Source organism: Lysobacter arseniciresistens ZS79 (assembly GCF_000768335.1).
GTDB classification, from domain to species: Bacteria; Pseudomonadota; Gammaproteobacteria; order Xanthomonadales; family Xanthomonadaceae; genus Novilysobacter; species Novilysobacter arseniciresistens.
On record NZ_AVPT01000005.1, the window covers coordinates 44643 to 68186 of the forward strand.

Annotated in this window: 22 protein-coding genes; 7 read left to right on the top strand and 15 right to left on the bottom strand. The window is 72.9% G+C overall.

The genetic code is table 11. The features are described from left to right. Positions 1 to 67: 67 nt before the first annotated feature. The 3 genes from tilS to N799_RS04275 all read left to right on the top strand — a co-directional run bounded on the left by tilS (position 68) and on the right by N799_RS04275 (position 2764). Positions 68 to 1531, top strand: coding sequence for a tRNA lysidine(34) synthetase TilS (tilS, locus tag N799_RS04265; protein WP_036208404.1), 1464 nt, complete (start codon positions 68 to 70; stop codon positions 1529 to 1531). A 95-nt stretch (positions 1532 to 1626) separates the two neighbouring features. Then, positions 1627 to 1890 (top strand): exodeoxyribonuclease VII small subunit, encoded by a 264-nt coding sequence (locus N799_RS04270; RefSeq protein ID WP_036208407.1) that lies wholly within the window; start codon positions 1627 to 1629, stop codon positions 1888 to 1890. Next, on the top strand, positions 1883 to 2764 hold the full coding sequence (locus tag N799_RS04275; RefSeq protein WP_036208410.1) for a polyprenyl synthetase family protein: 882 nt from the start codon (positions 1883 to 1885) through the stop codon (positions 2762 to 2764). Before N799_RS04270 ends, N799_RS04275 begins: the two co-directional genes overlap by 8 nt. 216 nt (positions 2765 to 2980) lie before the next feature. On the opposite strand, the gene N799_RS04280 is transcribed toward N799_RS04275, so the two are convergent. Together N799_RS04280 and pmbA are read right to left on the bottom strand one after the other, a co-directional pair. Further along, positions 2981 to 3454: a DUF4870 domain-containing protein gene (locus N799_RS04280; protein WP_052101205.1), complete on the bottom strand. Its 474-nt coding sequence runs from the start codon at positions 3452 to 3454 to the stop codon at positions 2981 to 2983. Positions 3455 to 3534: 80 nt separating this feature from the next. Next, complete coding sequence (gene pmbA, locus N799_RS04285; RefSeq protein WP_036208412.1) at positions 3535 to 4905, bottom strand: metalloprotease PmbA; 1371 nt, start codon at positions 4903 to 4905, stop codon at positions 3535 to 3537. 98 nt (positions 4906 to 5003) lie between these two features. On the opposite strand from pmbA, the gene yjgA reads away from it, so the two are divergent. Then, entirely contained in the window at positions 5004 to 5588 is a 585-nt protein-coding gene (yjgA, locus tag N799_RS04290; RefSeq protein ID WP_036208414.1) for a ribosome biogenesis factor YjgA, read from the top strand. 26 nt (positions 5589 to 5614) lie between these two features. Here yjgA and tldD read toward each other — a convergent pair whose 3' ends face one another. From tldD to N799_RS04310, 4 genes are all read right to left on the bottom strand, one after another. Continuing rightward, the gene (gene tldD / locus N799_RS04295; RefSeq protein WP_036208416.1) at positions 5615 to 7057 is read right to left on the bottom strand and encodes a metalloprotease TldD; all 1443 of its coding nucleotides are present in this window, start codon (positions 7055 to 7057) and stop codon (positions 5615 to 5617) included. A 98-nt stretch (positions 7058 to 7155) separates the two neighbouring features. Next, on the bottom strand, positions 7156 to 11019 hold the full coding sequence (locus N799_RS04300; RefSeq protein WP_036208418.1) for a YhdP family protein: 3864 nt from the start codon (positions 11017 to 11019) through the stop codon (positions 7156 to 7158). Positions 11020 to 11032: 13 nt separating this feature from the next. Next, a complete protein-coding gene (rng, locus tag N799_RS04305) occupies positions 11033 to 12520 on the bottom strand; it encodes a ribonuclease G (RefSeq protein WP_036208420.1) in 1488 nt (495 codons plus the stop codon). Further along, a complete protein-coding gene (locus N799_RS04310) occupies positions 12517 to 13101 on the bottom strand; it encodes a Maf family protein (RefSeq protein ID WP_036208561.1) in 585 nt (194 codons plus the stop codon). Before N799_RS04310 ends, rng begins: the two co-directional genes overlap by 4 nt. A gap of 237 nt (positions 13102 to 13338) precedes the next feature. Here N799_RS04310 and N799_RS04315 point away from each other — a divergent pair, with 237 nt between their 5' ends. Both N799_RS04315 and N799_RS04320 read left to right on the top strand, forming a co-directional pair. After that, positions 13339 to 14100 carry an SIMPL domain-containing protein gene (locus N799_RS04315; protein ID WP_152597808.1) on the top strand — a complete coding sequence of 254 codons (762 nt, stop codon included), beginning with the start codon at positions 13339 to 13341 and terminating at the stop codon, positions 14098 to 14100. Positions 14101 to 14275: 175 nt separating this feature from the next. Beyond that, on the top strand, positions 14276 to 14947 hold the full coding sequence (locus tag N799_RS04320) for an energy transducer TonB (protein ID WP_081974688.1): 672 nt from the start codon (positions 14276 to 14278) through the stop codon (positions 14945 to 14947). A gap of 79 nt (positions 14948 to 15026) precedes the next feature. Here the strand turns inward: N799_RS04320 and rlmH are convergent, their stop codons facing one another. Then, complete coding sequence (rlmH, locus tag N799_RS04325) at positions 15027 to 15497, bottom strand: 23S rRNA (pseudouridine(1915)-N(3))-methyltransferase RlmH (protein ID WP_036208426.1); 471 nt, start codon at positions 15495 to 15497, stop codon at positions 15027 to 15029. A 106-nt stretch (positions 15498 to 15603) separates the two neighbouring features. On the opposite strand from rlmH, the gene N799_RS04330 reads away from it, so the two are divergent. Next, entirely contained in the window at positions 15604 to 17145 is a 1542-nt protein-coding gene (locus N799_RS04330; RefSeq protein WP_036208428.1) for an alkaline phosphatase PhoX, read from the top strand. A gap of 69 nt (positions 17146 to 17214) precedes the next feature. On the opposite strand, the gene rsfS is transcribed toward N799_RS04330, so the two are convergent. The 8 genes from rsfS to dnaX all read right to left on the bottom strand — a co-directional run bounded on the left by rsfS (position 17215) and on the right by dnaX (position 23432). After that, complete coding sequence (gene rsfS / locus N799_RS04335) at positions 17215 to 17658, bottom strand: ribosome silencing factor (RefSeq protein WP_036208431.1); 444 nt, start codon at positions 17656 to 17658, stop codon at positions 17215 to 17217. 32 nt (positions 17659 to 17690) lie between these two features. Further along, positions 17691 to 18383: a nicotinate-nucleotide adenylyltransferase gene (gene nadD / locus N799_RS04340; RefSeq protein WP_238978737.1), complete on the bottom strand. Its 693-nt coding sequence runs from the start codon at positions 18381 to 18383 to the stop codon at positions 17691 to 17693. Then, positions 18376 to 19431, bottom strand: coding sequence for a DNA polymerase III subunit delta (holA, locus tag N799_RS04345; protein ID WP_036208433.1), 1056 nt, complete (start codon positions 19429 to 19431; stop codon positions 18376 to 18378). The genes nadD and holA overlap by 8 nt, the downstream gene beginning before the upstream one ends. Position 19432: 1 nt before the next feature. Next, positions 19433 to 20128, bottom strand: a complete 696-nt coding sequence (locus tag N799_RS04350) for an LPS-assembly lipoprotein LptE (RefSeq protein WP_238978740.1) — start codon at positions 20126 to 20128, stop codon at positions 19433 to 19435. Between the two features lie 72 nt (positions 20129 to 20200). Beyond that, complete coding sequence (locus N799_RS04355) at positions 20201 to 20563, bottom strand: histidine triad nucleotide-binding protein (RefSeq protein WP_036208434.1); 363 nt, start codon at positions 20561 to 20563, stop codon at positions 20201 to 20203. Between the two features lie 107 nt (positions 20564 to 20670). After that, positions 20671 to 21267, bottom strand: coding sequence for a recombination mediator RecR (gene recR / locus N799_RS04360; RefSeq protein WP_036208437.1), 597 nt, complete (start codon positions 21265 to 21267; stop codon positions 20671 to 20673). A gap of 16 nt (positions 21268 to 21283) precedes the next feature. Beyond that, positions 21284 to 21604 (bottom strand): YbaB/EbfC family nucleoid-associated protein, encoded by a 321-nt coding sequence (locus N799_RS04365; protein ID WP_036208441.1) that lies wholly within the window; start codon positions 21602 to 21604, stop codon positions 21284 to 21286. A 31-nt stretch (positions 21605 to 21635) separates the two neighbouring features. Next, positions 21636 to 23432 carry a DNA polymerase III subunit gamma/tau gene (gene dnaX / locus N799_RS04370; RefSeq protein ID WP_036208444.1) on the bottom strand — a complete coding sequence of 599 codons (1797 nt, stop codon included), beginning with the start codon at positions 23430 to 23432 and terminating at the stop codon, positions 21636 to 21638. Positions 23433 to 23544: the final 112 nt, after the last annotated feature.

Here is a 23544-nt window from a genome sequence, read left to right on the forward strand (position 1 = left end):
GCGTCGGGCGCCCGCTGAAACCGCTGCAACGCCGGGCCGCCCGGCGCTTCATGGCACCATCGCGCCCATGCCGACCGTGCCCCCAGTGCTCGAAGACGCGGTGGGACCGCTGCCTGACGCGCCGCTGTGCGTGGGCTTCAGCGGCGGCCTCGACTCGGCCGTGCTGTTGCACCTGCTGGCATCCCTGCCCGCGCCGCACGAACGCGGCCTGCGCGCAATGCATGTCAATCACGGACTGCAGGAACGCGCCGATGACTGGGCCGCCCACTGCCGCGACGTCTGCGCGGCGCTGTCGGTTCCGTTGACCATCCACCACGTGACGGTGCCGCGCGACAGCGGGCTCGGTATCGAGGGCGCCGCCCGGCAGGCCCGGCGGGCGGCGTTCGCGGAGCAACTGGGCGACAGCGAGGTGCTGGCGCTCGCCCACCATCTCGATGACCAGGCCGAGACCTTCCTGCTGCGGGCGCTGCGGGCATCCGGGCCGGACGGCCTGGCAGCGATGCCGGCGTGGCGGCCGTTCGCGCGCGGGCATCTGTGGCGGCCGTTGCTGCACGTTCCACGCGCGGCGCTGGAGCGGTACGCGCACGCACACGGCCTGCTCTGGATCGACGACCCGTCCAACACCGACGTGTCGTTCGACCGCAACTTCCTGCGCCAGCGCGTCCTGCCGCTGCTGCGCGAGCGCTGGCCGCATGCCGCGGCATCGATGGCGCGGTCGGCGGCGTTGTGCGGGGAGGCGGGCGGTTTGCTGGCCGACGAGGATGCACGGGCGTTGCGTGCGTGCGCTCTGGCCGTTGGCACGCCGCCGATGGAGATGATCGCCGCGCCTTCGGTCGCGACCGGTTCCGCTCCGCCTCCGCGCCTTGGAACCCCCGCCGCAGCGACACGATTGGGGCCGCTCGCGGCCCCGGAGGCGACCTCGCCGTCGCTGTCGCGCGCCGCGCTGATCGCGCTGCCGTCGGCGCGACGGGCACGTGTGCTCCGGCGCTGGATCGACGAGCTCGGCTTGCCGCCGCTGCCGGCCGGGGGCATCGCCCGGATCGAATCCGAGGTGCTGCCGGCGCGCGGCGACGCGGACGCGGCCTTCGAATGGACCGGCGCATCGGTGCGGGCGTGGCGGGACTGGTTGCATGCGGAGATGGTGCAACCGCCGCTGCCGGCGGACTGGGGGGCGCGCTGGGACGGCCGGGAGCCGCTATCGCTGCCCGGTGGAGGCCTTCTCGAACTCTCGGCACTCGACACGCGCTCCGGCCACGCACAGCCTCCTCCCGACGCCCCCGCCTTCACTCCACCCCTGATCGTCCACCCGCGCCGCGGCGGCGAGCGCATCACCCTGCCGGGTCGCAGCCACTCGCACTCGCTCAAGCACGTGCTGCAGGAGTCCGGCATCCCGCCGTGGGAACGCGCACGGCTGCCGCTGCTGTCGTCCGCCGAAGGCGAGGTGCTGGCCGCGGGCGACCGGATCATTTCCGCGGCGCTGCGCGACCGGCTCGATGCCCGGCAGCTCACGCTGGTCTGGCGCCGGCACTGAATACGGCTGCCCCGGCCAACCGGCCGTCGACGCCGCATGGCGCCGGCCCCCGCCCCGCGTTGACCCGCCCACCACCGCCCCCCCACACTTGCGGCATGCCTCGCAAACCCCAACCCGAAGCCTCGCCGGTCGCCGATTTCGAGACCTCGCTCGACGCCCTCGAGCAGCTGGTCGAGAAGATGGAGCACGGCGAGATGAGCCTGGAGGAGTCGCTGGCCGCGTACGAGCGCGGGGTCGGGCTCTACCGCCGCTGCCAGACCGCGCTGGAGCAGGCCGAGCTGCGCGTGCGCCTGCTCAGCGACCCGCAGGATCCTGCGGCCGGACAGCCGTTCGAGCCTCCCGCTTCGCCCGATGCCTGAGCCGTTGCTGGCCCGTTGGCGCGCGCGCAGCGACGCCGCGCTCGAGCGCGCCCTGCCCGCCGCCGACACCGCTCCGCAGCGCCTGCACGCCGCCATGCGCCACGCCGTGCTGCTCGGCGGCAAGCGCATGCGTCCGTTGCTCGTGCACGCCAGCGGCGCGCTGTTCGACGTCGAACCGGCGGCGCTCGACGCCCCGGCCACTGCGATCGAGCTGGTCCACGCCTACTCGCTGGTCCACGACGACCTGCCCGCGATGGACGACGACGCCCTGCGCCGCGGCCAGCCGACCGTGCACGTCGCCTTCGACGAGGCCACCGCGATCCTCGCCGGCGACGCGTTGCAGTCGCTGGCATTCGCGGTGCTGGCCGAAGCCCCGGTCGTCGCGGACATCCAGGTCGAACTGCTGCGCACGCTGGCCGGCGCCGCCGGTGCGGGCGGGATGTGCGGCGGCCAGGCGCTCGACCTCGACGCCACCGGCAACGGCCACGGCATGACCGTCGCCGACCTTGAGCGCCTGCACGCGCTCAAGACCGGCGCACTGATCCGCGCCGCGGTACGGATGGGTGCGCTGTGTGGCGGCGCCGACGACGGCGCGCTGGCCGCGCTCGACCGCTACGCCGACGCGCTCGGGCTTGCGTTCCAGGTGCGCGACGACATCCTCGATATCGAAGGCGACAGCGCCACCCTCGGCAAGACCGCCGGCAAGGACGCGGCGCAGGACAAGGCGACCTTCCCCGCCCTGCTCGGCATGGCGGCCTCGCGCCGGCGGCTGGACGAGCTGGTGGAGGTGATGGCCGACGCCCTGGCGCCGTTCGGCGACCGCGCGGACGGCCTGCGTGCATTGGGCCGGCTTGCGGTGGAGCGCGACCGCTAGGGTCCGTGGTCGCGAGTGTCGCGGCTGCCGGGTTCGTGGGAATCCGGATCGTGAAGTCCGGACCCCGAATTGGCGTGAACCCGTAGGAGCGACGTAAGTCGCGACCCGCCGAAAGCCCGGGACGATGTAGAAGTCGCGACTCACGTCGCTCCTGCATCGAAGCCCGAAGCCCAGCCCCGGCCGCTCCCCGCACCCTCCGGTGCGGGGATGACCGCGTTACTTGATCAACCGCAGCGTCAGCGGATAGCGGTAGGCAACACCCTCGTTGGCCTTGACTGCGGCGAGGATGGTCAGCACCAGCCACGCGATGCCGACGATCACCCAGCCGGGGATCGCGATGATCAGGCCAACGCCGAGGGTGACGATCGACAGCAGCACCAGCGCGAGGCAGACGATCGCGACGGTGATGTTGAAGTTCAGCGCCTCTTTGCCCTGGTCATTGACGAAGGGCATGGTGTCCTTCTTGACCAGCCAGATGATCAGCGGGCCGATGAAGGTGCCCCAGCCGCCAGCGGCGGAGGTCAGCAGACCACCGACCAGCGCCGAGAGGTGGGCGAACATGGCCCATTGGCGCTCCTCGGCGGAGATGCCACTGGCGTTGGCGCTGGCGGCGGGCTCGACCGGCGGCGGCTGGTTGAACGGCGGCGGGGTGGACGGGCTTTCGGACGGGTCGTGCTCGTTCTGGTTCACGTGCCTTCTCCTGGGTGACCGGTGACCGGATCTGACCGGATTGTGGCACGGGCCTTCGCGGCCTGTAGGTGCCGGTTGGCCTACCCCTCGCCGGCCACCGTCATATTCCCGACCAGGATCGAGCCGGTGCGCACGTGCGAGCGCGGGTCGACGTCGCTGCCGACCGCCTCGATCGCGGCGAACATCTTCCTGAGGTTGCCGGCGATGGTGATGCCGTCGACCGGGTACTGCACCGCGCCGTCCTCCACCCAGAACCCGGCCGCGCCGCGCGAGTAGTCGCCGGTGATGCTGTTGACGCCCTGCCCCATCAGCTCGGTGACCAGCAGGCCGCGGCCCATGCCCGTCACCATCGATTGGAAGTCGCCGGCGTTGGCGGCGACCTGCAGGTTGTGCACGCCGCCGGCGTTGCCGGTGGTCTGCAGGCCCAGGCGGCGCGCGGAGTAACTGCCGAGGATGTAGCGCTGCAGCACGCCGCCGGCGACCAGCGGCGACTCGCGCGTGGCCACGCCGTCAGCGTCGAACGAGGCCGAGCGGAAGCCGCGCGGCAGGAACGGCAGCTCGTCGATCGCGAACCAGTCGGGGAACAGCTGCGTGCCCGCGCTGTCGAGCAGGAAGCTGGCGCGACGGTACAGCGCGCCGCCGGACACCGCGCCCAGCAGATGCCCGATCAGCGAACGCGCGACCTCGGCCGAGAACAGCACCGGGTACTCGCCGGTCGGCACCTGCCGCGGGGACAGGCGCGAGACCGCGCGCTCGGCGGCCCGGCGGCCGACCGCCGACGCCGCCTCGAGCTCGTCCGCCGACAGGGCGATGGTGTACCAGCCATCGCGCTGCATGTCGGCGCCGCGGCCGGCGATCAGCGCGCACCCGAGGCTGTGCTGGGTGCTGCGCTCGCGGCCGGTGAAGCCATGCGAGTTGGCGTACACCGACAGGCTGCTGCCGCTGCCGACCGAGGCGCCGTCGGAGTTCTCCAGCCGCGGGTCGAAGTCGCGCCCGGCCTGCTCGCAGGCCAGCGCCAGGTCGATCGCGTGGTCGGCCTCGACCGCCCACGGGTGCCAGCTGTCGAACTCGCGGATGTCGGTCGCCATCAGTTCCGCGTCGGCCAGCCCGGCGGCCGGGTCGTGCTCGGTGTGGCGGGCGATCGCGCAGGCCTGCTCGACGGTCGCAACCAGGCTCTCCTCGCGCAGGTCGGCGGTCGACGCGGTGCCCTTGCGGCCGCCGAAGTAGACGGTGACGGCGATGCCGCGATCGCGGGTGGATTCGACCGTCTCGACCTCGCCCATGCGCACGTTGACGTTGAGCCCGGTGTCCTCCGAGCACGACACCTCGGCCTGGTCGGCGCCGGCGGCGCGGGCGCTGTCGAGCAGGCGCTGCGACAGCGCGGCAAGCGCGTCGAGGCGGGCTTCGCTGTCGCCGTGGGCGGGCGCTGTGGCGGGGGCGATGTCATTCAATGGCTTATCCTTGCAGCGGTTGTCCGAGGCCGGGCCTGGGACGTTCAAGAGAAGTTGGCGCCGGCGGTGGCGGCGCCCGGAAGGGATCGGACACGACGATGCGCGGACGCGACGAAGAAACCGGCGAGTACCTCGGCGAAAGCCGCAGCCAGCAACGGCGCGACGCGCTGGAGGTGCTTGCGCTGGGCCAGCAACTGGTCGCGCTGACCGATGCCCAGCTTGCGAAACTGCCGGTGCCCGAGGCGCTGCTGCCGCACATCCGCGAGACCCGCCGCATCACCTCGCACATCGCCCACAAGCGTCAGCTGGCCTTCCTCGCCAAGCAGATGCGACGCGAGGATGACGAGGTGCTGGAGGCGATCCGCGACGCACTCGACGAGAAGGGCGAGGCGGCCCGGCGCGAGGTCGCGGCGATGCACCGGGTGGAAGCCTGGCGCGACCGCCTGCTGGCCGAGGGCGACGCGGCGCTGGGCGAGTTCATCGCGCAGTACCCCGACGCCGACCGCCAGTCGCTGCGCCAGCTGGTGCGCAACACGCTGGAGGAACGCAAGCGCAACAAGCCGCCGCGGGCGTTCCGCGAGCTGTTCCGCGAACTGCGCGAACTGGTGATGGCCGGCGCCGCGCCGGCCGCCACCGGCGACGACCAGCCCGTCGACGACGCGTCCGAAGACGCCGCCGACTGAACCATCGCCCCGGGCGGCCACGGCGGTCACGCCTGCGTGCCGCCCACCGTCAGCCCGTCGATCAGCAGTGACGGCTGGCCGACCCCCACCGGCACGCTCTGCCCGTCCTTGCCGCAGACGCCGACGCCCTCGTCCAGCGCGAGGTCGTGGCCGATCATCCGCACCTTCTGCATCGTCTCCGGGCCGTTGCCGATCAGGGTCGCGCCCTTGACCGGCGCGGTGACCTTGCCATCCTCGATCAGGTAGGCCTCGGTCGCCGAGAACACGTACTTGCCGCTCGTGATGTCGACCTGGCCGCCACCGAAGTTGACCGCGTACAGGCCCTTCTTGACCGAGCGGATCATCTCCTCCGGATCGTGCTGGCCGGCGAGCATGTAGGTGTTGGTCATGCGCGGCATCACGAGGTGCGCGAACGACTCGCGGCGACCGTTGCCGGTCGGCTTCATGCCCATCAGGCGGGCGTTGAGCGAGTCCTGCATGTAACCCGTGAGCACGCCGTCCTCGATCAGCGGCGTGCACTGGGTCGGCTCGCCTTCGTCGTCGATGTTGAGCGAGCCGCGGCGCCCCGGCAGCGTGCCGTCGTCCACGATGGTCACGCCCGGCGATGCCACGCGCTGGCCCATGCGGCCGGCGTAGGTGGACGTGCCCTTGCGGTTGAAGTCGCCCTCCAGCCCGTGGCCGACCGCCTCGTGCAGCAACACGCCGGGCCAGCCGCTGCCGAGCACCACCGGCATCACGCCGGCCGGCGCGTCGACCGCCTCGAGGTTGACCAGTGCCTGCCGCAACGCCTCGCGCGCCCAGGCCTCGGGTTTGCCGTCGGCGAGCAGCTCGGTGTAGCTGTAGCGCCCACCGCCGCCGGTGTAGCCGCTCTCGCGGCGGCCGTTCTGCTCGACGATCACCTGCACGTTGAGCCGCACAAGCGGCCGCACGTCGGCGGCAAGCACGCCGTCGCTGCGCGCCACGAGCACGGTATCGACCCCGCCCGCCAGGCTGACCATGACCTGCTTGACCCGCGGATCGGCCGCGCGCAGCAGGCGGTCCAGCGTGCGCAACGCCTCGACCTTGGCTTCGTTGGGCAGCGAGTCGATCGGGTCATCGCTGGGATAGAGGTCGAGCGCGTTGCCGCGCACCAGCGAACGGGTCGTGACGGTCGAGCCGTCACGGGCGATCGCGCGGGCCGACTTGGACGCTTCGATGAGCGCGGCCGCATTGATCTCGTCCGAATAGGCGAAACCGGTCTTTTCGCCGCTGATGGCGCGTACGCCGACGCCCTGCTCGATCGAGTGGGCGCCGTCCTTGACGATGCCGTCCTCGACCGTCCAGCTCTCGCGCCGGGCGTGCTGGAAATACAGGTCGCCGAAGTCGATGCCCGGCCCGAGCAGGGTGCCGAAGGTGCGTTCGAGGCCGCCGGCGTCGAGGCCGGAAGGCAGCAGGAGCCGGGATTCGGCCAGTTGCAGCGGTAGGGTCATGGGGGTTCCGCGTGGCGTCGCGAGGGTGCGTATCCCCACGATATGCGGCCGTCGCCACGGGCTTCAACCGGTCCGTTCCCGGCCCGCCCGGCGCCCTCTCAGCCCGCCGGAACCGCCTGCGCGGCCGACAGCCGGCCCTGCTCGCGGCTGATCACCTCGACCTCGGGTTCCTCCCACGGCCCGGTAACCTTGTAGGTCTTGGCGCCGATCTGGCCCAGCGGCTTCTGCAGCACGGCGTTGGCGGCCGCGCCGATGGCCGCGCCGACCGGACCGCCGGCGATCGCGCCGACCGCGGTCAGCAGGTTGCCGGTCTTGGGCAGGACCTCGATGGTCTGGTTGAAGGTTTCCTCGCGCAGGTTGGCGGCGCCGCGGATGTTGATCTCGGCGGCCGGGCCGTCGATCTGCAGGTTGTCGCTGCGGGCCAGCCCGCGCGCGAAGCCGATCCGCCCCTCGATGTGGTTGAAGGCGAAGCCCTTCGAGAAGAAATCGCGGAAGTCGAGCGACAGCCGCCGCGGCAGCTCGGCGATGCTGAGCAGGCCGAGGACGCGGCCGGCGCCGGGTTCGACTTCGAGCAGGCGACCGTCGCGCGCGGCCAGGGTCAGGTCGCCGTCGAGCGTGGCGACGCTGAATTCCGCCGGGCTTCCCGTCCAGCCCGCATCGAGCCGCATCTGGCCCTCACCGCCGGCCAGCCGGCCGCCGTGGCCGAGCCCCGCCAGCAACTGGCCGAAGTCCTCGCTGTCGACCTTCGCCGCGACGTGGGTGCGCTCGCTGGCACCGCGCCCGAGCCAGCTGCCGGTGATGTCGACCACCTGCTTGCCGCTGCGGGCGTGCAGCTTCTCGACCCGCAGGCCGGCCGCGGTCGGGCGGGTCTGCAGGCTGGCCTTGCCGAGCACGGCGTCGACCAGCCGCAGGTCGTCGACCTCGATCAGCAGCGGCGGGATCCCGGCCGGGTTGATGCCGGCGGTCGCGGCCTGCGCGGCGGTCGGTGTCGCCGCGCTGGCGGGCGTCGTCGTCGCGGTGGTGGTGACGGTCGCCACGGCCGCGTCGGACGGGCGCCAATGCACGCGGGCGAAGCGGCCGGCGACCGCGCCATCGCCCGCCGGCAGCAGCAGTTCGCCCTGCAGCGACGCGCCTTCGGTCCGCACTGCGGTGGCGCCGCCCGGCGCAGGCACCACCAGCAAACGGGTATCCGGGAAGCCGCCGCCGAGCAGCTGGAGGTTGTCGGCGGTGACGTCGATGCGCTCCAGCGCCAGCCCGCTGCCGCCGGTCGCCGCGTCCGCACCACCGCCGACCAGGCCCAACCAGCCGATCGCGTCGAGCGTGGCGGCGCGGCCGGTGGCGACCAGCCCCGACGCCGGCGGCGGCTGGTCGACCCGGCCGCTGCCGAGCACGACGCGGATGCCGGTGCGGTCGCCGACGCTGCGCGCGCGGGCGGCCAGGCGCTGGCCCAGGCTCACCCGCACCTCGCCGGCATCCAGCGGCAGCGGCACGCCGACGGTGGTCGCCAGCGTCGTGCCGGCCGGCTTGCCCAGCGGCGCCGGCAGCGACAGCGCGGTGCCGGCGAGGTCGGAACGCAGCTGCAGGCGGGCCTGGTCGCCGGTGGAATCCTTCGGCACCGTCACGTCGACGTTCCAGCGCGAGCGCCCGTCGACATGCGGCTCCAGCCACGCCAGTTGCGACGCGCGGCCGAGCAGTTTGTCGATGCCGAAATCGGCCTCGATGCCGGCCTCGAACACGTTGCCGCGCGCCCGCACATGACCCTCGCCGGCCCGCAGCCGCAGCACGCCCGGGCGGCCGTCGTGACGCACCTGCAGGCCATCGGCATGGAAGCCGTGGCGGTCGAACACGGCCCGGCCGTTGACGCGGTCGAACGCCAGCTCCCAGCGCGGATCGGACAGCCGGGCACCGGCGAGTTCGACCTCGCCGTCGATCGCGATGCCCTCGCCGTGGCCCAGCGGGAGCCGCAGGTTGAAGTCGACCGCGGCCGGGCCGCGCGCCTGCACGCTGTCGAAGGTTTCCGGGTGCAGCTCGCGCAGCGGGCTGGCGCGCAGCACCTTGACCAGCTGGGCGGCGTCGCCGCGCCCGTCGGCATCCACCGCGAGGCGGCCGCCGTTGTAGTGATCGATGCCGGCGGTCAGTTCATCGATGCCGAAACCGCCCAGCGCCCCGCTGCCTTCCAGCGCGAAGCCGTCGCCGATGAACGCCGCCTCCAGCTCGACCTGCTCCGCCGCCGGCCAGTCGGGCTGGAACCGGATGGTCGCGTCGGCGATGTGCGCGGTCGCCTCGAAGCGGCCGTCGTTGCCGGTGAACGGCCAGTCGTCGAGGTCGCCCGAGACCAGCGCGCGGCCGTTGCGCACGGTGCCGGCGACCAGCGCGGTGTCGAGCCATTCGACCACTGTCTCCGGCATCAGGTGGCGCACCCAGAACCCCTTGGCGACCGGCAGCGCGGTCTCGTCGATGGTCGCGGCGACATCCAGCCACGGCCGGCTGCCATCGCCCTGCCACCAGAGGCTGCCGCGCGCGGTGGCGCCGAAGTCGTCGCCGTCAATGCGCAGCGCGTCGGTGCCGATGCGCCAGCCGTCGCCCTCGCGCCAGCCGGTGACGGTGCCGGCGAGGCTGGTCGCGTGCGCGCGGCCGAATCCGCTGGGCCAGTCGAAAACCCACGACGCGGCCGGGTCGAGCGCGAACTGGAAACCGTCGGCGTCGCCCTCGAACCGTCCCGCCAGCCCGCGCATGCCCGGCCGGTCGCCGACCGGTGCGAAGCCGAAGCCGTCGATCCGGGCAACCGCCCGCATCGGTCCGTCGCGGCGCCCGGCGACCTCGACCTCGCGCAACACCGCATGCGGGCGTGCCTGCAGCAGCCAGCGGCGCAGGCCGGCCGGCAACCGGTCGCTGAGCGAGGCGACGGATACCAGCGGCGCGATGTCGAGATGCTGCGAGCGGACCGCGAACCGCTCGCCGCCGGCCAGCAGCAGCCCGTCGAGCCGGCTCGCGCCGTCGTCGGTGGTCACCTGCAGCCGCGGCGCGTCGAGCCGCCAGCCGTCCTCGCCCTGCTGCCAGCGCGCGAGGGTGTCGACCGTCCGCAGCCGCACGCGCGGCGCCGGCGACGTGGGACTCAGCGGGGCGCCGCGCAGCACCACGCCATCGAGCTTGCCGGCGGCGGTCACCTGCACCACGCGCAGGCCGTCCAGCGTCGCCCAGGCCTCGGCGCGGCCGGTACCGGCGTCGGCCGCGACGCCCATCAGTTCCAGCAGCGGCGCCCAGTGCGACAGGTCGACCGCACGTGCGCCGGCGTACACGCGGCCGTCGCCGCTGTCGCGGTCCAGCTCCAGCACCGCCTCCAGCGGTTCGCTCGCACTGCCGCCGCGGGCCGGCCAGGCGCGCACGCCGGCTCGGATCCCGTCACCGTCGACGCGCAGGCGCAGGTCGATCTGCGGCAGCCGGGTGTCGATGCCGAGTTGCGGTGCGACCACCGCCAGCCGGGCGTCGATCACCTGCAGTTCGCCCAGCCGCTCCAGCGCGTCGAACGGGTCAGCGCCCGACTGCTGCTGGCCCGGCAGGCCGCGCACGTGCCAGCGGCCATCCGGGGTGCGTTCCAGGGTCAGGTCGAGGCCGCGCACGCGCAGCTCCGACAGCGGCGTGCCCGGCAGCAGGCCGGCGTAGATCGACACCAGCATCTCGGTGTCGCCGACGGTGAAGGCCTCATCGCCCGCGCCGACGCGCAGGTTGTCCAGCCGCAGCAGCGGGCCGCGGCGGGTCCATTCGGTCTCCACCCGGTCGAACGCCAGCGGCCGCCCGGCGCGCTGGCTCAGCCACTGCGCGATGCGTTCGGGATTGCGCTCGGCCAGCGGCAGCACCTGGCTGGCCACGCCGAGCACCAGCGCCACCAGCACCAGCACGACGGCGACGGTGTAGCCCAGGCCCCGGCGGACCCTGCGCAGGTGGCGACGCAGCGCGGTCATCGGTCAGGTCCGGTCAGAGCAGCACGACATCGAACTGCTCCTGCGCGTACTGGTCGTCGGCCTGGAACCGGATCGACTTGCCGAGGAACTCCTCCAGCTCGGCCACCGCCGCGGACTCCTCCTCGGTGATGCGCGTGACCACCTTCGGCGAGGCCATCACCAGCAGCCGGGCGGCGTCGAACTGCCGCACCTGCCGCACGATCTCGCGGAAGATCTCGTAGGTCACCGTCTCCGGCGTCTTCAGCATCCCGCGGCCGCCGCACTCGTGGCACGGCTCGCTCAGTTGGCGCTCGAGGCTCTCGGTGGTGCGCTTGCGGGTCATCTCGACCAGGCCCAGCGGCGAGAAGTCGTACACCGTAGTCTTGGCGTGGTCGCGGGCGAGTGATTTCTCCAGCTGCCGCAGCACCTGGCGCTTGTGCTCGGCATCGGTCATGTCGATGAAGTCGATGATGATGATGCCGCCGAGGTTGCGCAGCCGCAGCTGGCGCGCCACCGACTGCGCGGCCTCGAGGTTGGTCCGGTAGACGGTCTCCTCGAGGTTGCGCTGGCCCAGGAACGAGCCGGTGTTGATGTCGATGGTGGTCATCGCCTCGGTCTGGTCGATGACCAGGTAGCCGCCGGATTTCAGCGGCACCTGCTTGTCCAGCGCGCGGCCGATCTCGTCCTCGACCCCGTACAGGTCGAAGATCGGGCGGGCGCCGGCGTAGTGTTCGATCTTCTCGGCCAGGGCCGGCATGAACTGCGCGGCGAACGTGCGCAGCCGGTCGCAGGTCTCGCGCGAATCGACCCGCACCTTCTCGACGTCGCGCCGCATCAGGTCGCGCACGGCGCGCAGCGGCAGGGTCAGGTCCTCGTACACGCACTGGCCGACACGGGCGTTGCCGGAGCGCTCCGCGACCAGCTGCCAGGCGCGGCTGAGGTAGGCGATGTCCTCGGCCAGCGCTTCTTCGGGTTGCGACTCGGCGTTGGTGCGGACGATGTAGCCGTGCTGCTCGCCGGCCGGCGCCAGCGCGGCGACGTGGCCCTTCAGGCGCGCACGCTCCGCCTCGTCCTCGATCCGTGCCGAGACGCCGACCACGCGCGTGCGCGGCAGCAGCACCAGGTAGCGCGACGGGATGCTGATCTGCGTGGTCAGCCGTGCGCCCTTGCTGCCGATCGGGTCCTTGACCACCTGCACGATGATTTCCTGCCCGTCGCGCAGCAGCTCGGCGATCGGCGGCGTCGGCGTCGGCGGCAGCGCGGCCGCCTCGTCCCCGGTGTTGCCGACCGGCGGCGGCCGGGCGATGTCGGCCGCATGCAGGAACGCCGCGCGCTCCAGCCCGACGTCGACGAAGGCCGCCTGCATGCCGGGCATCACCCGCTGCACGCGGCCCTTGTAGATGTTGCCGACCACCCCGCGCCGCCAGCCGCGCTCGATGTGCAGCTCCTGCAGCATGCCGTTCTCGACCACCGCCACGCGGGTCTCGCGGGGGGTGACGTTGACCAGGAGCTCCTCCGTCATGCCGGCACCGCCAGCGGCCCGAGACCGACCCGCGCCAGCAGCCCCGCGGTCTCGCGCATCGGCAGGCCCATGACCGCCGAATGGCTGCCGTCGAGCCGGGTGACGAATGCTTCGGCGACGCCCTGGATGGCGTAGGCGCCGGCCTTGCCGAAGGCGTCGCCGCCGGCGACGTAGGCCGCGATCACCGCGTCGTCGAGTTCGGCGAAACCCACCTGCGACACCGCGACCGCATGGTGGCCGCCGTCGTGCGACAGCAGCGACACCGCCGACACCACCTCGTGCGTGCGGCCCGACAGCCGGCGCAGCATCGCGGCCGCGTCGTCGGCGTCGGCCGGCTTGCCGAACACCTCGTCGTCGAGGATCACTTCGGTATCGGAACCGAGCACCAGCGCGTCGCGGTCGCCGGCCACGCCGGCCAGCCCGGCCTGCGCCTTCTCGCGGGCGACGCGCGCCACGTAGTCGCGCGCCGGCTCGCCGGGACCGCGCTGCTCCGGGATGTCGAGGTCGATCAGCCCGAACTCCACGCCCAGGCGGGCGAGCAGTTCGCGACGACGCGGCGATTTGGAAGCGAGGTACAGCATCGGGTCGCGGGTCCGGTGGGTGGCGACGGCGGGCATCGGATGGGCGGCATGCGCGCGGCGCGACATGCGGCCCGGCGACACCGCCCCCACGCGTCGCCGGTGCACTGTTCAGGTAGCCGAAAGCATAACCCGCACTGACTGAGCGCCAGCCGACGCCAAGCCGCCCAACCCCGACCTGGCTCACGGTTCGTTCACCCCGATCGCCAGACCCTCACGGCGCCCACAAAGGACCCCTTCATGCGTCTTCCCAACACCCGCTCCATCCCCTCGCACGGCCTGCGCGCGCTGGCCCTGGCCACCGCCCTCGCACTCGGAGCCGCCGCCATGCCGACCCACGCCCAGTCCCTGCCCGCCGCCGCGATGAGCACCGACGGCACCCTGCTTTCAGTGTCGGCGCAGGCCGAAACCACCCGCGTGCCGGACATCGCCCACCTGTCGACCGGCGTGGTGACCCAGGCCGCCGACGCCAACGCCGCGATGCGCGCCAACGCCGAGCAGATGACCCGCGTGGTCAAGGCGATCCGCGACGCAGGCATCGCCGAGCGCGACATCCGCACCAGCGGCGTCAACCTCAGCCCGCAGTACCGCTACGCCGACAACCAGCCCCCGGCCATCACCGGCTACGAGGCGCGCAACACGGTCGACATCACCGTGCGCGAGATCGGCGAGCTGGGCGAGATCATGGACGCGCTGGTCGCGGTCGGTGCCAACCAGATCCACGGGCCGACCTTCGAGGTCGACGACACGGAGGGCGCCTACGACGAGGCCCGCCGCGCCGCGATCGAAAAGGCCCGCGCCCGCGCCGCGATGTACGCGCAGACACTGGGGATGCAGGTGCGCCGCATCGTCAGCATCAGCGAGGGCAACGGCGGCTTTGGTCCGCCGGTGCCGATGATGGCGATGGCGCGGATGGAGAAGGCCGACGCCAGCACACCGGTCTCGCCCGGCGAAAGCACGCTGTCGGTCAACCTCGACGTCGTGTTCGAACTCGGGCGCTGACGACCGTCCGTCGTCCCCCGCGCGCCGCTCTTCCGCCCGCGCTTGCCGTGCGCATGCGTACGGAGCAGGTTCGAGGCGTGGGCGCGGGGGACTTCCTCCACCAACCAACACCCGCAACCCCGCCCGCCGCGTCCGCACGTTTGCATCCCACAACGGCTGACTGAGGAGGTGGACCATGACCCATGCAATGGCTTCCCGTTCGCGCGGCAATGGATTGTCCGGGCGACTGGACGGACCGCGGATCGCCGCCGGCGCCGGCGCGATCGCGCTCAACGTGGTGCTGCTGATGCTGTTGATGGTGCCGTTGCGGATCGTCGCCCCGACGCCGGACACCACCCGCACCGAAGTCGACTGGCTGCCGACGGTGCCGGAGAAGCGGGTCGAACCGGTACCGGTGCCGGTCGAGCAACCGCGCACCGTCCCCCGGCCGACCACCGCGCCGACGCCACGGGTGCAGCAGCCGCCATCGCCGCAGCCGGTGGTCGAACCGCTGGCGGGCGACCTGCCGGCGACGCCGCCGGTGGCGGTCGCGCCCCGGGACGCCGCCGTGGCCGGGCCGGTCGAGGTGATGACCGGCGCGGTGCTGCGCTACGCGGCCGCCCCGCCGCCGCCCTACCCGCGCCGCGCCCTGCGTGCCGGCATCGAGGGCACGGTGCTGCTGGAAGTGCTGGTCGACATCGACGGCCGCCCACTCACGGTCGACGTGATCGGCAGCAGCGGCGACCGCGAGCTGGACCGGGCCGCCCGGCGCCAGGTGCTGGAGCAGTGGCGGTTCCAGCCCGCGGTGCGTGAAGGCCGGCCGGTACAGGCGATCGGCCGGGTGCCGGTGTCGTTCTCGCTGGAGTGAGGTGGCGGCGGCGTCGCGGTCACCGCCGCGGCGCCGCCAATTCGTGTGACACCGCCCGCGACAGGCCGGCGGGGTGACGTCAGGCGCGGTGGTACGGGTGGTTGGCCAGCATCGCCGCGGCGCGGTACAGCTGCTCGGCCGCGACCAGCCGCACCAGCATGTGCGGCAAGGTGAGCGGCCCCAGCGACCAGGACTCGTCGGCGCGCGCCAGCACCTCGCCGGCGTGGCCCTCGGGGCCACCGATCAGCAATGCGAGGTCGCGGCCTTGGCCACGCCAGTGTTCCAGCCGCTGCGCCAGCTGCTCGGAACTCCACGGCTTGCCGCGGCCGTCCAGCGTCACCACCAGCGGCGACTTCGGCAGTGCCGCCAGCACCCGCGCACCCTCGTCGGCGGTGGCGCGGGCGACGTCGCGGTTCTTGCCGCGCACACCCGGCTCGACCTCCACCAGCTCCAGCGGCAGCCAGTGCGACAGCCGCTTGCGGTACTCCTCGAACCCTTCGGCCACCCAGTGCGGGGCGCGCTCGCCCACTGCGATCAGCTTCGCTTTCATCCGCGCATGGTACCGGCAGGGTCGCGCCGGCCGCCGCGACGGTTTGTCATCCGCCGGTTACGGTCGCCCCCCAGCATCGGGCACTCCCCCGACAAGGAGTTGCACGATGGACCAGCTCGACCTTCCCCGTCGCCAGGTGCTCAAGGGCGCGGCCGCCGCGATGGCGGTCGGCGCGATCGGCAGCCTCGGTGCCCTGTATTCGCGCCAGAGCCTCGCCGCCGTCGGCCACCCGATCCGGACCGGCCCGGTCGCCGGCCCCTACGGCCCGCTGGCACCCGTCGCCGACCGCGCCACCGGGCTGGCGCTGCTGCAATTGCCGGCAGGTTTCAGCTACGAGTCCTTCGGCTGGTCCGGCGACCTGATGGACGACGGCCAGCCCTGCCCCGACCGCCACGACGGCATGGCCGTGCTGCCGCAGGCGCCGGGCCGACACGGTCGCGGACGCGGCGGCGAGCGCGGACGCGGCCACGAACTGGTGCTGATCCGCAACCACGAACGCGGTGCCGGCCAGGCCTTCCGCGCGCCGGCCATGTACGACACCGGCGACCTCGGCGGCGGCCGCGTCGCCGGCGGCGGCACCACCACCCTGACCTGGCGCAAGGGCCGGCTGGAAGGCATCGAGGCCAGCCTCGGCGGCACCCTGGTCAACTGCGCCGGCGGCCCCACGCCGTGGGGCACCTGGCTCAGCTGCGAAGAGATCAAGAGCAACCAGGTCTCGGCCAGCGGCCGGCGCCACGGCTACGTGTTCGAGGTGCATCCCGACCCCGCGCGCACCACCGGCCAACCGCTGGTGGCGATGGGCCGGTTCAGCCACGAGGCGGTGGCGGTGGATCCATCGACCGGCGCGGTCTACCTGACCGAGGACGACCGCAACAAGTCCGGCCTCTACCGCTTCATCCCCAATGACCGCAGCGACCGCCACGGCGCGCTGGAGAACGGCGGCCGCCTGCAGGCCGCGCGCGTGCGTGGCCGCCCCAACGCCGACCTGACGGTGCCGCAACCCGGTGCGGCCTACGCGCTGGAATGGGTCGACATCGCCGATCCCGACCTCGACAACCTGCCCGCACCCGCCGGTTTCCCCGACATCGGCGAGGGCGACACCCTCAGCGGCCCGTTCGCGCAGGGCTGGGCCGCCGGTGGCCTGCGCATGAGTCGCGGCGAGGGGATCTGGCAGGCGGCCGGCAAGATGTTCATCGTCGACACCTCGGCCGGGGTCGATGCGCGCGGCCGCCGCGGCCGCGGCAACGGTGCGGTGTGGGTGCTCGACCTCGCCAGCCAGCACCTGTCGCTGCTGTTCGCCAGCGGCAACCAGCTGGCCGCGCACAACCCCGACAACATCACCGTCAGCCCGCGCGGCGGCGTGGTGCTGTGCGAGGACGGCGGCGAAAGCCCGGACCACTACGGGCCGGGCTCGCGGCTGCTCGGGCTGACCCGCGGCGGCGAGTCGTTCTACCTCGCCAAGAACAACGTCGAGCTGCACCGCCAGCAGATCGCCGATGCGGGCAAGGTGATCGACGAGGGCGACTACCGCGGCAGCGAATTCTGCGGCGCCTGCTGGGACCCGCGCGGGGAAACGCTGTTCGTCAACATCCAGTCGCCGGGCATCACCGTCGCGATCACCGGTCCGTGGGTGCGCGGGCGGCTGTAGCGCGTTACCGGGTTGCGGATGCGACAACGGCGCCCCCGGGCGCCGTTGTCGTTGCGTCCGCCGCGAGCCTCAGAGCTCGTCTTCGGCGTCGGTCTCGCCGCGGTGGTCGTCACCGTACTCGTCGATCGCGTCCGGCGGCTGGTCGCCGACCGTCCACAGCCGCTCCAGCGCGTAGAACTCGCGCACCCGCGGCAGCATGACGTGGACCACCACGTCGCCCAGGTCGACCAGCACCCACTCCGCTTCGCGCTCGCCCTCGACACCCAGCGGCATCACGTCGAGCTTCTTGGCGAACTTCACCACCTCGTCGGCGATCGACTTGACGTGGCGCGACGAGGTGCCCGATGCGACCACCATGAAATCGGTGACGCTGCTCTTGCCGCGCACGTCGATCTCGACCGTGTCCTTCGCCTTCAGCTCCTCGACCGCTTCGCGCACCGCTTTCAGCAGGTCCTCCACGGCGGGCGGGGGGCTGGGCAGGCGGGTCTTGATGACTTGGGCGGGTGTGGTCAAAGGGCAGCTCTGGGACGGGGGCAAGGGGCGGATTATAGCGAAGCCGAGGATGCGGCCCCGCCTGCATACAGCCAGTGACGGGCGATGTAGGCGGCGACGGCGTCCGGCACCAGCCCGGCCAGCGGCCGCCCGGCCGCGACGCGGGCGCGGATGGCGGTGGCCGAACCCTCGTGCAGCGGCTGCCGCAACCGCAGCACTCGGCCGCCCGGCGCCCGGTTCAGGGCGGCGACCGAATCGGTCCAGCGGCCGTCGAGCCAGCCGGCCAGCGGCCCGGGCAACACCGACGGTGACAGGTCGATGCCTGGGCGCTCGGCGACGACGAAGTGCGACAACTCGAACAGCGCCTGCCAGTCCTTCCATTGCGGCAGGCCGAGCAGGCTGTCGGCACCGACCAGCAGCGCCACCGGGGCGGCATCGCCGAGCTCGCGGCGGATGCCTTGCAGGGTGTCGATGGTCCACGAGCGGGTCGTGCGCGACAGTTCGCGCCGGTCGACCTTCAGCCGCGGCTCGCCGGCCACGGCGAGGTCGAGCATGCGCGCGCGGTGGATCGCGCCGGCGCCGGGAGTGTCGCGGTGCGGCGGGTCGGCCGCCGGCATCAGCCGGATCGTGGCGTCGAGCCGGTCGCGCGCGTGGCGGGCGACGCCGAGGTGGCCGTTGTGGACGGGGTCGAACGTACCGCCGTAGAACACGGTCAGCGGTGCGGTCGCGGTGGCGACCTCAGGCACGCGCCAGCATCCGGGTCGCGCGCGGCTCGGCGACCGCCAGCAGCAGCCGCTCCAGCGCCAGCCAGGCGTCGGCCGGGTCCTCGCCGCGGACGCCGCGGCCCTTGGCGATGCGGTCGACCCGCCCGGCCTGCGAGACGAACGCGTCCCAGCGCGCGGCGGGGTGGCGCTGCAGCGCGCGCTGGTACATCGGCTGCTTCGAGTCCCAGATGCGCTGCGCCTTGAACTCGGCCGACAGGTTGCCGCCGCCGGCCTTGATCCGGGCCAGCGCCGCGGTGCGCTGCAGCTCCATCACCACCATGCCGAGCAGCGCCGGCACCGCCTCGCCCTCGGCGCGCAGGCCGGCCAGCATCCGCGCCACCTGCGCGGGCTGGCCGTTCATCGCCGCATCGAGCACGCGGAACACGTCGAAGCGCGCGGCGTCGGCGACCAGCGCATCCATCCGCGCCGCATCCAGCCGGCCGCCATCACTGAGCAACGCGAGCTTGTCGACTTCCTGCGCGGCCGCCAGCAGGTTTCCGTCGACCCGCTCGGCCAGCCGCAGCACCGCCTCGCGGTCGGCCTGCAGGCCACGCGCGTGCAGGCGCCGGCTGATCCAGTCGGGCAGTTCGTGCGGCTTGACCTGCCAGCCGACGGCGACCCGGCCGACCTTGCCGATCGCCTCGCTCCACTTGCCGGCGTGCTTGCGGCTCCACTCGGTGGTGGTGACCAGCAGCACCACGTCGGCCGGCGGCGACTGGCAGAAGTCGACGATCATCTGCGCGCCCTGCTTGATCGGCTTGCCCGACGGGATCCGCAGCTCGATCAGGCGACGGCTGGCGAACAGGCTCGGCGCCGCGAGGCTGGCGTGCAGCGCGTTCCAGTCGTCCTCGCTCTGCTTGCCCTCGAACTCGAACACCTCGCGCTCGGTGATGCCCTGCGCGCGCGCGGCGGCCCGGACCGCGTCGGCGGCCTCCAGCACCAGCAGCGCCTCGGCGCCGGCGACGAGGTAGGCCGGCAGCAGCGGGCCCGACTCGAGCTGGGCCGCCAGCTGTTCCGGCTTCAGTTCCATCTCAGGGGACGGGCTCGGGCGCCGGCTGGGGGTCGTCCTGCGCCGGCTCGGGCGCGGGTTCCGCGGCGGGTGCCGGCTCCGCGTCCGGCACCGGGTCGGCGCCCGGCAGCGGCATCGCGTTGGCCGCCTCCATCGCCGCCTCGGCAGCATCGGTCAGTTCGATGAAGACCTTGTCGGCACCGACCACGCCGCCCTCGGACGAGGCCGCGTCGATCCGGCGCAGCACCGAGGCCGCCATCTCGCGGCGCATCTCGCGCACCAGGATGTCGCGCTCGCCCTCGGTGCCGATCGAGGCTTCCGGGACCGAGATGTAGTCGCGCGACAGCTCGATGTTCTGGCGCGGTACCAGCAGCGTGCCGTCGCCGTTGCGCAGCTCGAACACCACCGCGTAGCGCAGGCTGAACTCCTGCGCGCGGCCGCGCTCGTCGACGCTGACCGGGGTGCTGCCCCAGCGCTCGGCCAGCAGTTCCAGCACCGCCGGGTTCTCGGTCGCGGCCGTGGCCGGCGTCGCGCCGGCGCGGGTCAGCGCCTCGGCCAGCGTCGCCGCCAGCGGACTGTAGCGGTCGGTCGAGACCACCTTCACCGGGTCGAGGTTGGACGGCAGCGCCATCGCGCCGCGCAGGTGGAAGCCGCAGGCCGACAGGGCCAGCACGAGGAAGACGGCCGTGAGCCGGGGAATCGTCAGGCGAAGTGTCATGCCGGGAGTCTGTATGAGGGGGATGGGGGCGGCAAGCAGCAGAACCGGGCCCGGCTGAACCGGGTGCGAAGCTCAGCTCGCCTCGCCGCCGCGCGCCGGCGTGCCGAAACGGCCCAGCGGCGCGCCGGCCAGCAGGTGCAGGTGGATCTGGAACACGGTCTGCCCGCCATGCTCGTTGCAGTTCATGACGACGCGGTAGCCGTCGTCGGCGAAGCCCTGCCGTTTCGCGTACGCGGCGGCGGCGACCGCCAGCCGCCCGACCACCTCGGCCTGCGAGGGCTTCAGGTCGTTGAGCGTGGCGACCGGCGTCTTCGGCACGAACAGCACGTGCACCGGCGCCTGCGGGGCGATGTCGCGGAACGCGATCAGGTGCTCGTCCTCGTAGACGATGTCGGCGGGGATCTCGCGGCGGATGATCTGGTCGAAGATGGTCATGGCCGGCTCCGTGGTGGTGTGCCTTGTTGTAGGAGCGACGTCAGTCGCGACCTGTACATCGTTTCGGGCGCTCGGCGGGTCGCGACTCACGTCGCTCCTACCAGGCGCTAGGTCATTTCGCTGCGGGTGCCGAAGGCGTGCGACAGGGTCCCGCGGTCGACGTATTCGAGCTCGCCGCCCAGCGGCACGCCGTGGGCCAGCCGGCTCGGGCGGACGCCGTGCTGGCGCGCAAGCTGGCCGAGGTAGTGCGCGGTGGCCTCGCCCTCGACGGTCGGGTTGGTGGCGATGATCATCTCCGACACCTCGCCCTCGCCCAGCCGCGCACCCAGGCGGTCGAGCCCGAGTTCGCCCGGGCCGATGCCGTCGAGCGGGCTCAGCCGGCCCTGCAGCACGTAGTACAGGCCGCGGTAGCCGGTCGCCTGCTCGATCGCGAGGCGGTCGGCCGGGGTCTCGACCACGCACAGCTGGTGCACGTCGCGCGCGGCGCTGGCGCAGGTGGCGCAGACCTCGTCCTCGCTGAAGTCGCGGCAGCGCGCGCAGTGGCCGATCTTCTCGACCGCCGCGGCCAGCGCATCGGCCAGCCGCCGGCCACCGGCGCGCTCTCGTTCGAGCACGTGGTAGGCCATGCGCTGGGCCGACTTCTGGCCGACCCCGGGCAGCACCCGGAAGGCTTCGACCAGTTGTTCGAGCAGGGGCGAGGTCATCGCGACGCGGCGCCGATCAGAACGGCATCTTCATCCCGGGCGGCAGCTGCATGCCGGCGGTGGCCGCGCCCATCTTCTCCTGCGAGGCGGCGTTGACCTTGTTGACCGCGTCGTTGATCGCGGCGGCGACCAGGTCCTCGGTCATCTCGGCGTCGCTGATCACGCTGGGGTCGATGCGGACCTTGCGGCACTCCATGCGGCCGGTCAGGGTCACGCTGACCATGCCGCCACCGGCGTTGCCGGTGACCTCGATGTTGGCCAGTTCTTCCTGCGCACGCTGCATGTTTTCCTGCATCTTCTGCGCTTGCTGCATGAGTTGGGCGATGTTTCCGCGCATGTCGTCTACTCGGTTCGGATTGAAAGGTGCGTCAGGCGTCGTGGGGCCGGATCGAGTCCGGCACAAGGCGGGCGCCGTGCTGGTGGATCAGGCGCTGCACCTCGGGGTCGCCGAGGAAGGCGTCCTCGGCCGCGGCCTGGCGTTCGTCGCGCGCGCGCTCGTTGCGCTGGCGCAGGGATTCGGACGGCGCGCCGGCGCTTTCGAAACGCAGCTGCGGGCGGGCGCCGAACAGCGGCGTGAGCGCTTCGGCGATGTCGTCGACCAGCGCAGGCAGCTTCAGCATTTCGTCGTCGGCCGACAGGCTCAGGCGCAGCAGGCCGTCCCCGCAACCGACAAAGCCGGCGTGCTCGGCCAGCATCCGCGCGGGGCCGCGCAGCGGGCTGCGGGCGACCCAGTCGAGCCAGTCGTCGGCGGTGTCGAGGCCGGGGTTGGCGTTGGCATGGGTGGACGGGGCCGGCGGCGAAGGTGGCGTGGGCGTGGCCGGGACTGCGACTGCGGCCGGCTTCGATGCGGGTTCCCGCTCCAGCTCGGGTTCGGGTTCCGATACCGCGATCCGCACCGGTTCACGCACATGCTCCCGGGCGGGCGTCGCAACCGCCGGTGGTTCCATGCCGGCAGCCGGGCCACCGGTCGATCCGTGCGGCTCAGCGGCGCTGGCCGCGGCAGCCGCCGGCGCACCGGTCGCCTCGCGCCGGGCATCGCTCCGCGACGGGGCAGCACGCACGCCCTCCCCGCCCGCCGGACGGAACGCGAGCATCCGCAGCACCGCCATCTCGAAACCGGCGCGCGGGCTCGGCGCCAGCGGCAGGTCGCGGCGGCCGTGCAGCGCCATCTGGTACCACAGCTGCACCAGCTCGGGCCGCAACGCGTCGGCCAGCCCGTCGAGGTCCACGCCCTCGGCTTCGTTCGCGGCGGCCGGCACCAGCTGGCGCACCTGCACGCGGTGCAGCGCGTCGGTCAGGGCCTCCAGCACGCTCGACCAGTCCGGCGAGAACTCGGCCAGCCCGGCGACTTCCGCCATCAGCGCCTCGCCGTCGCCGTCGGCCAGCGCCTGCAGCAACGCGCCGACGCGGGTGCGGTCGACGGTGCCGAGCATGGCCGCGACCGCGGCGTCGGTCAGCCCCCCGCCGGCGGTGCCCGACCCGGTGTAGGCGATCGCCTGGTCCAGCAGCGACAGCCCGTCGCGCAGGCTGCCGTCGGCGGCGCGGGCCAGCTGGCGCACCGCGCCCGGCTCGGCGACGATGCCCTCGGCCGCGAGGATTTTGTTGACCTGGCCGGTGATCTGGTCCTCGTCCAGCCGCTTGAGGTTGAACTGCAGGCAGCGCGACAGCACCGTCACCGGCAGCTTCTGCGGGTCGGTGGTGGCCAGCAGGAACTTCACGTGCCCCGGCGGCTCCTCCAGCGTCTTCAGCAGCGCGTTGAACGCCGCCTTGGAGAGCATGTGCACCTCGTCGATCAGGTACACCTTCATGCGCCCGCGCGACGGCATGTACTGGGCGTTCTCGATCACCTCGCGGACGTCGTCGACACCGGTGTTGCTGGCCGCGTCGATCTCCAGCAGGTCGAGGAAACGGCCGGCGTCGATGTCGCGGCAGGCGCTGCACTCGCCGCAGGGCTCGGCCGAGGTGCCGCGCTCGCAGTTGAGCGACTTGGCGAAGATCCGCGCGATGGTGGTCTTGCCGACGCCGCGGGTGCCGGTGAACAGGAACGCGTGGTGCACCCGGCCGGTGTCGAGCGCGTTGGTCAGCGCGCGCACGACGTGTTCCTGCCCGACCAGTTCGGCGAAGCGCCGGGGGCGCCATTTGCGGGCGAGGACGAGGTAGGACATCGGGATCCCTGGTTGCTGCGTGGTCTGCGGCGCCGGCGCGTCGGGCGGCCCCGGGCGGGCCGCCGGACCGGCTCGGGGCATTGTGCCACGCCCGTCCAGACGGCCCGTGCCC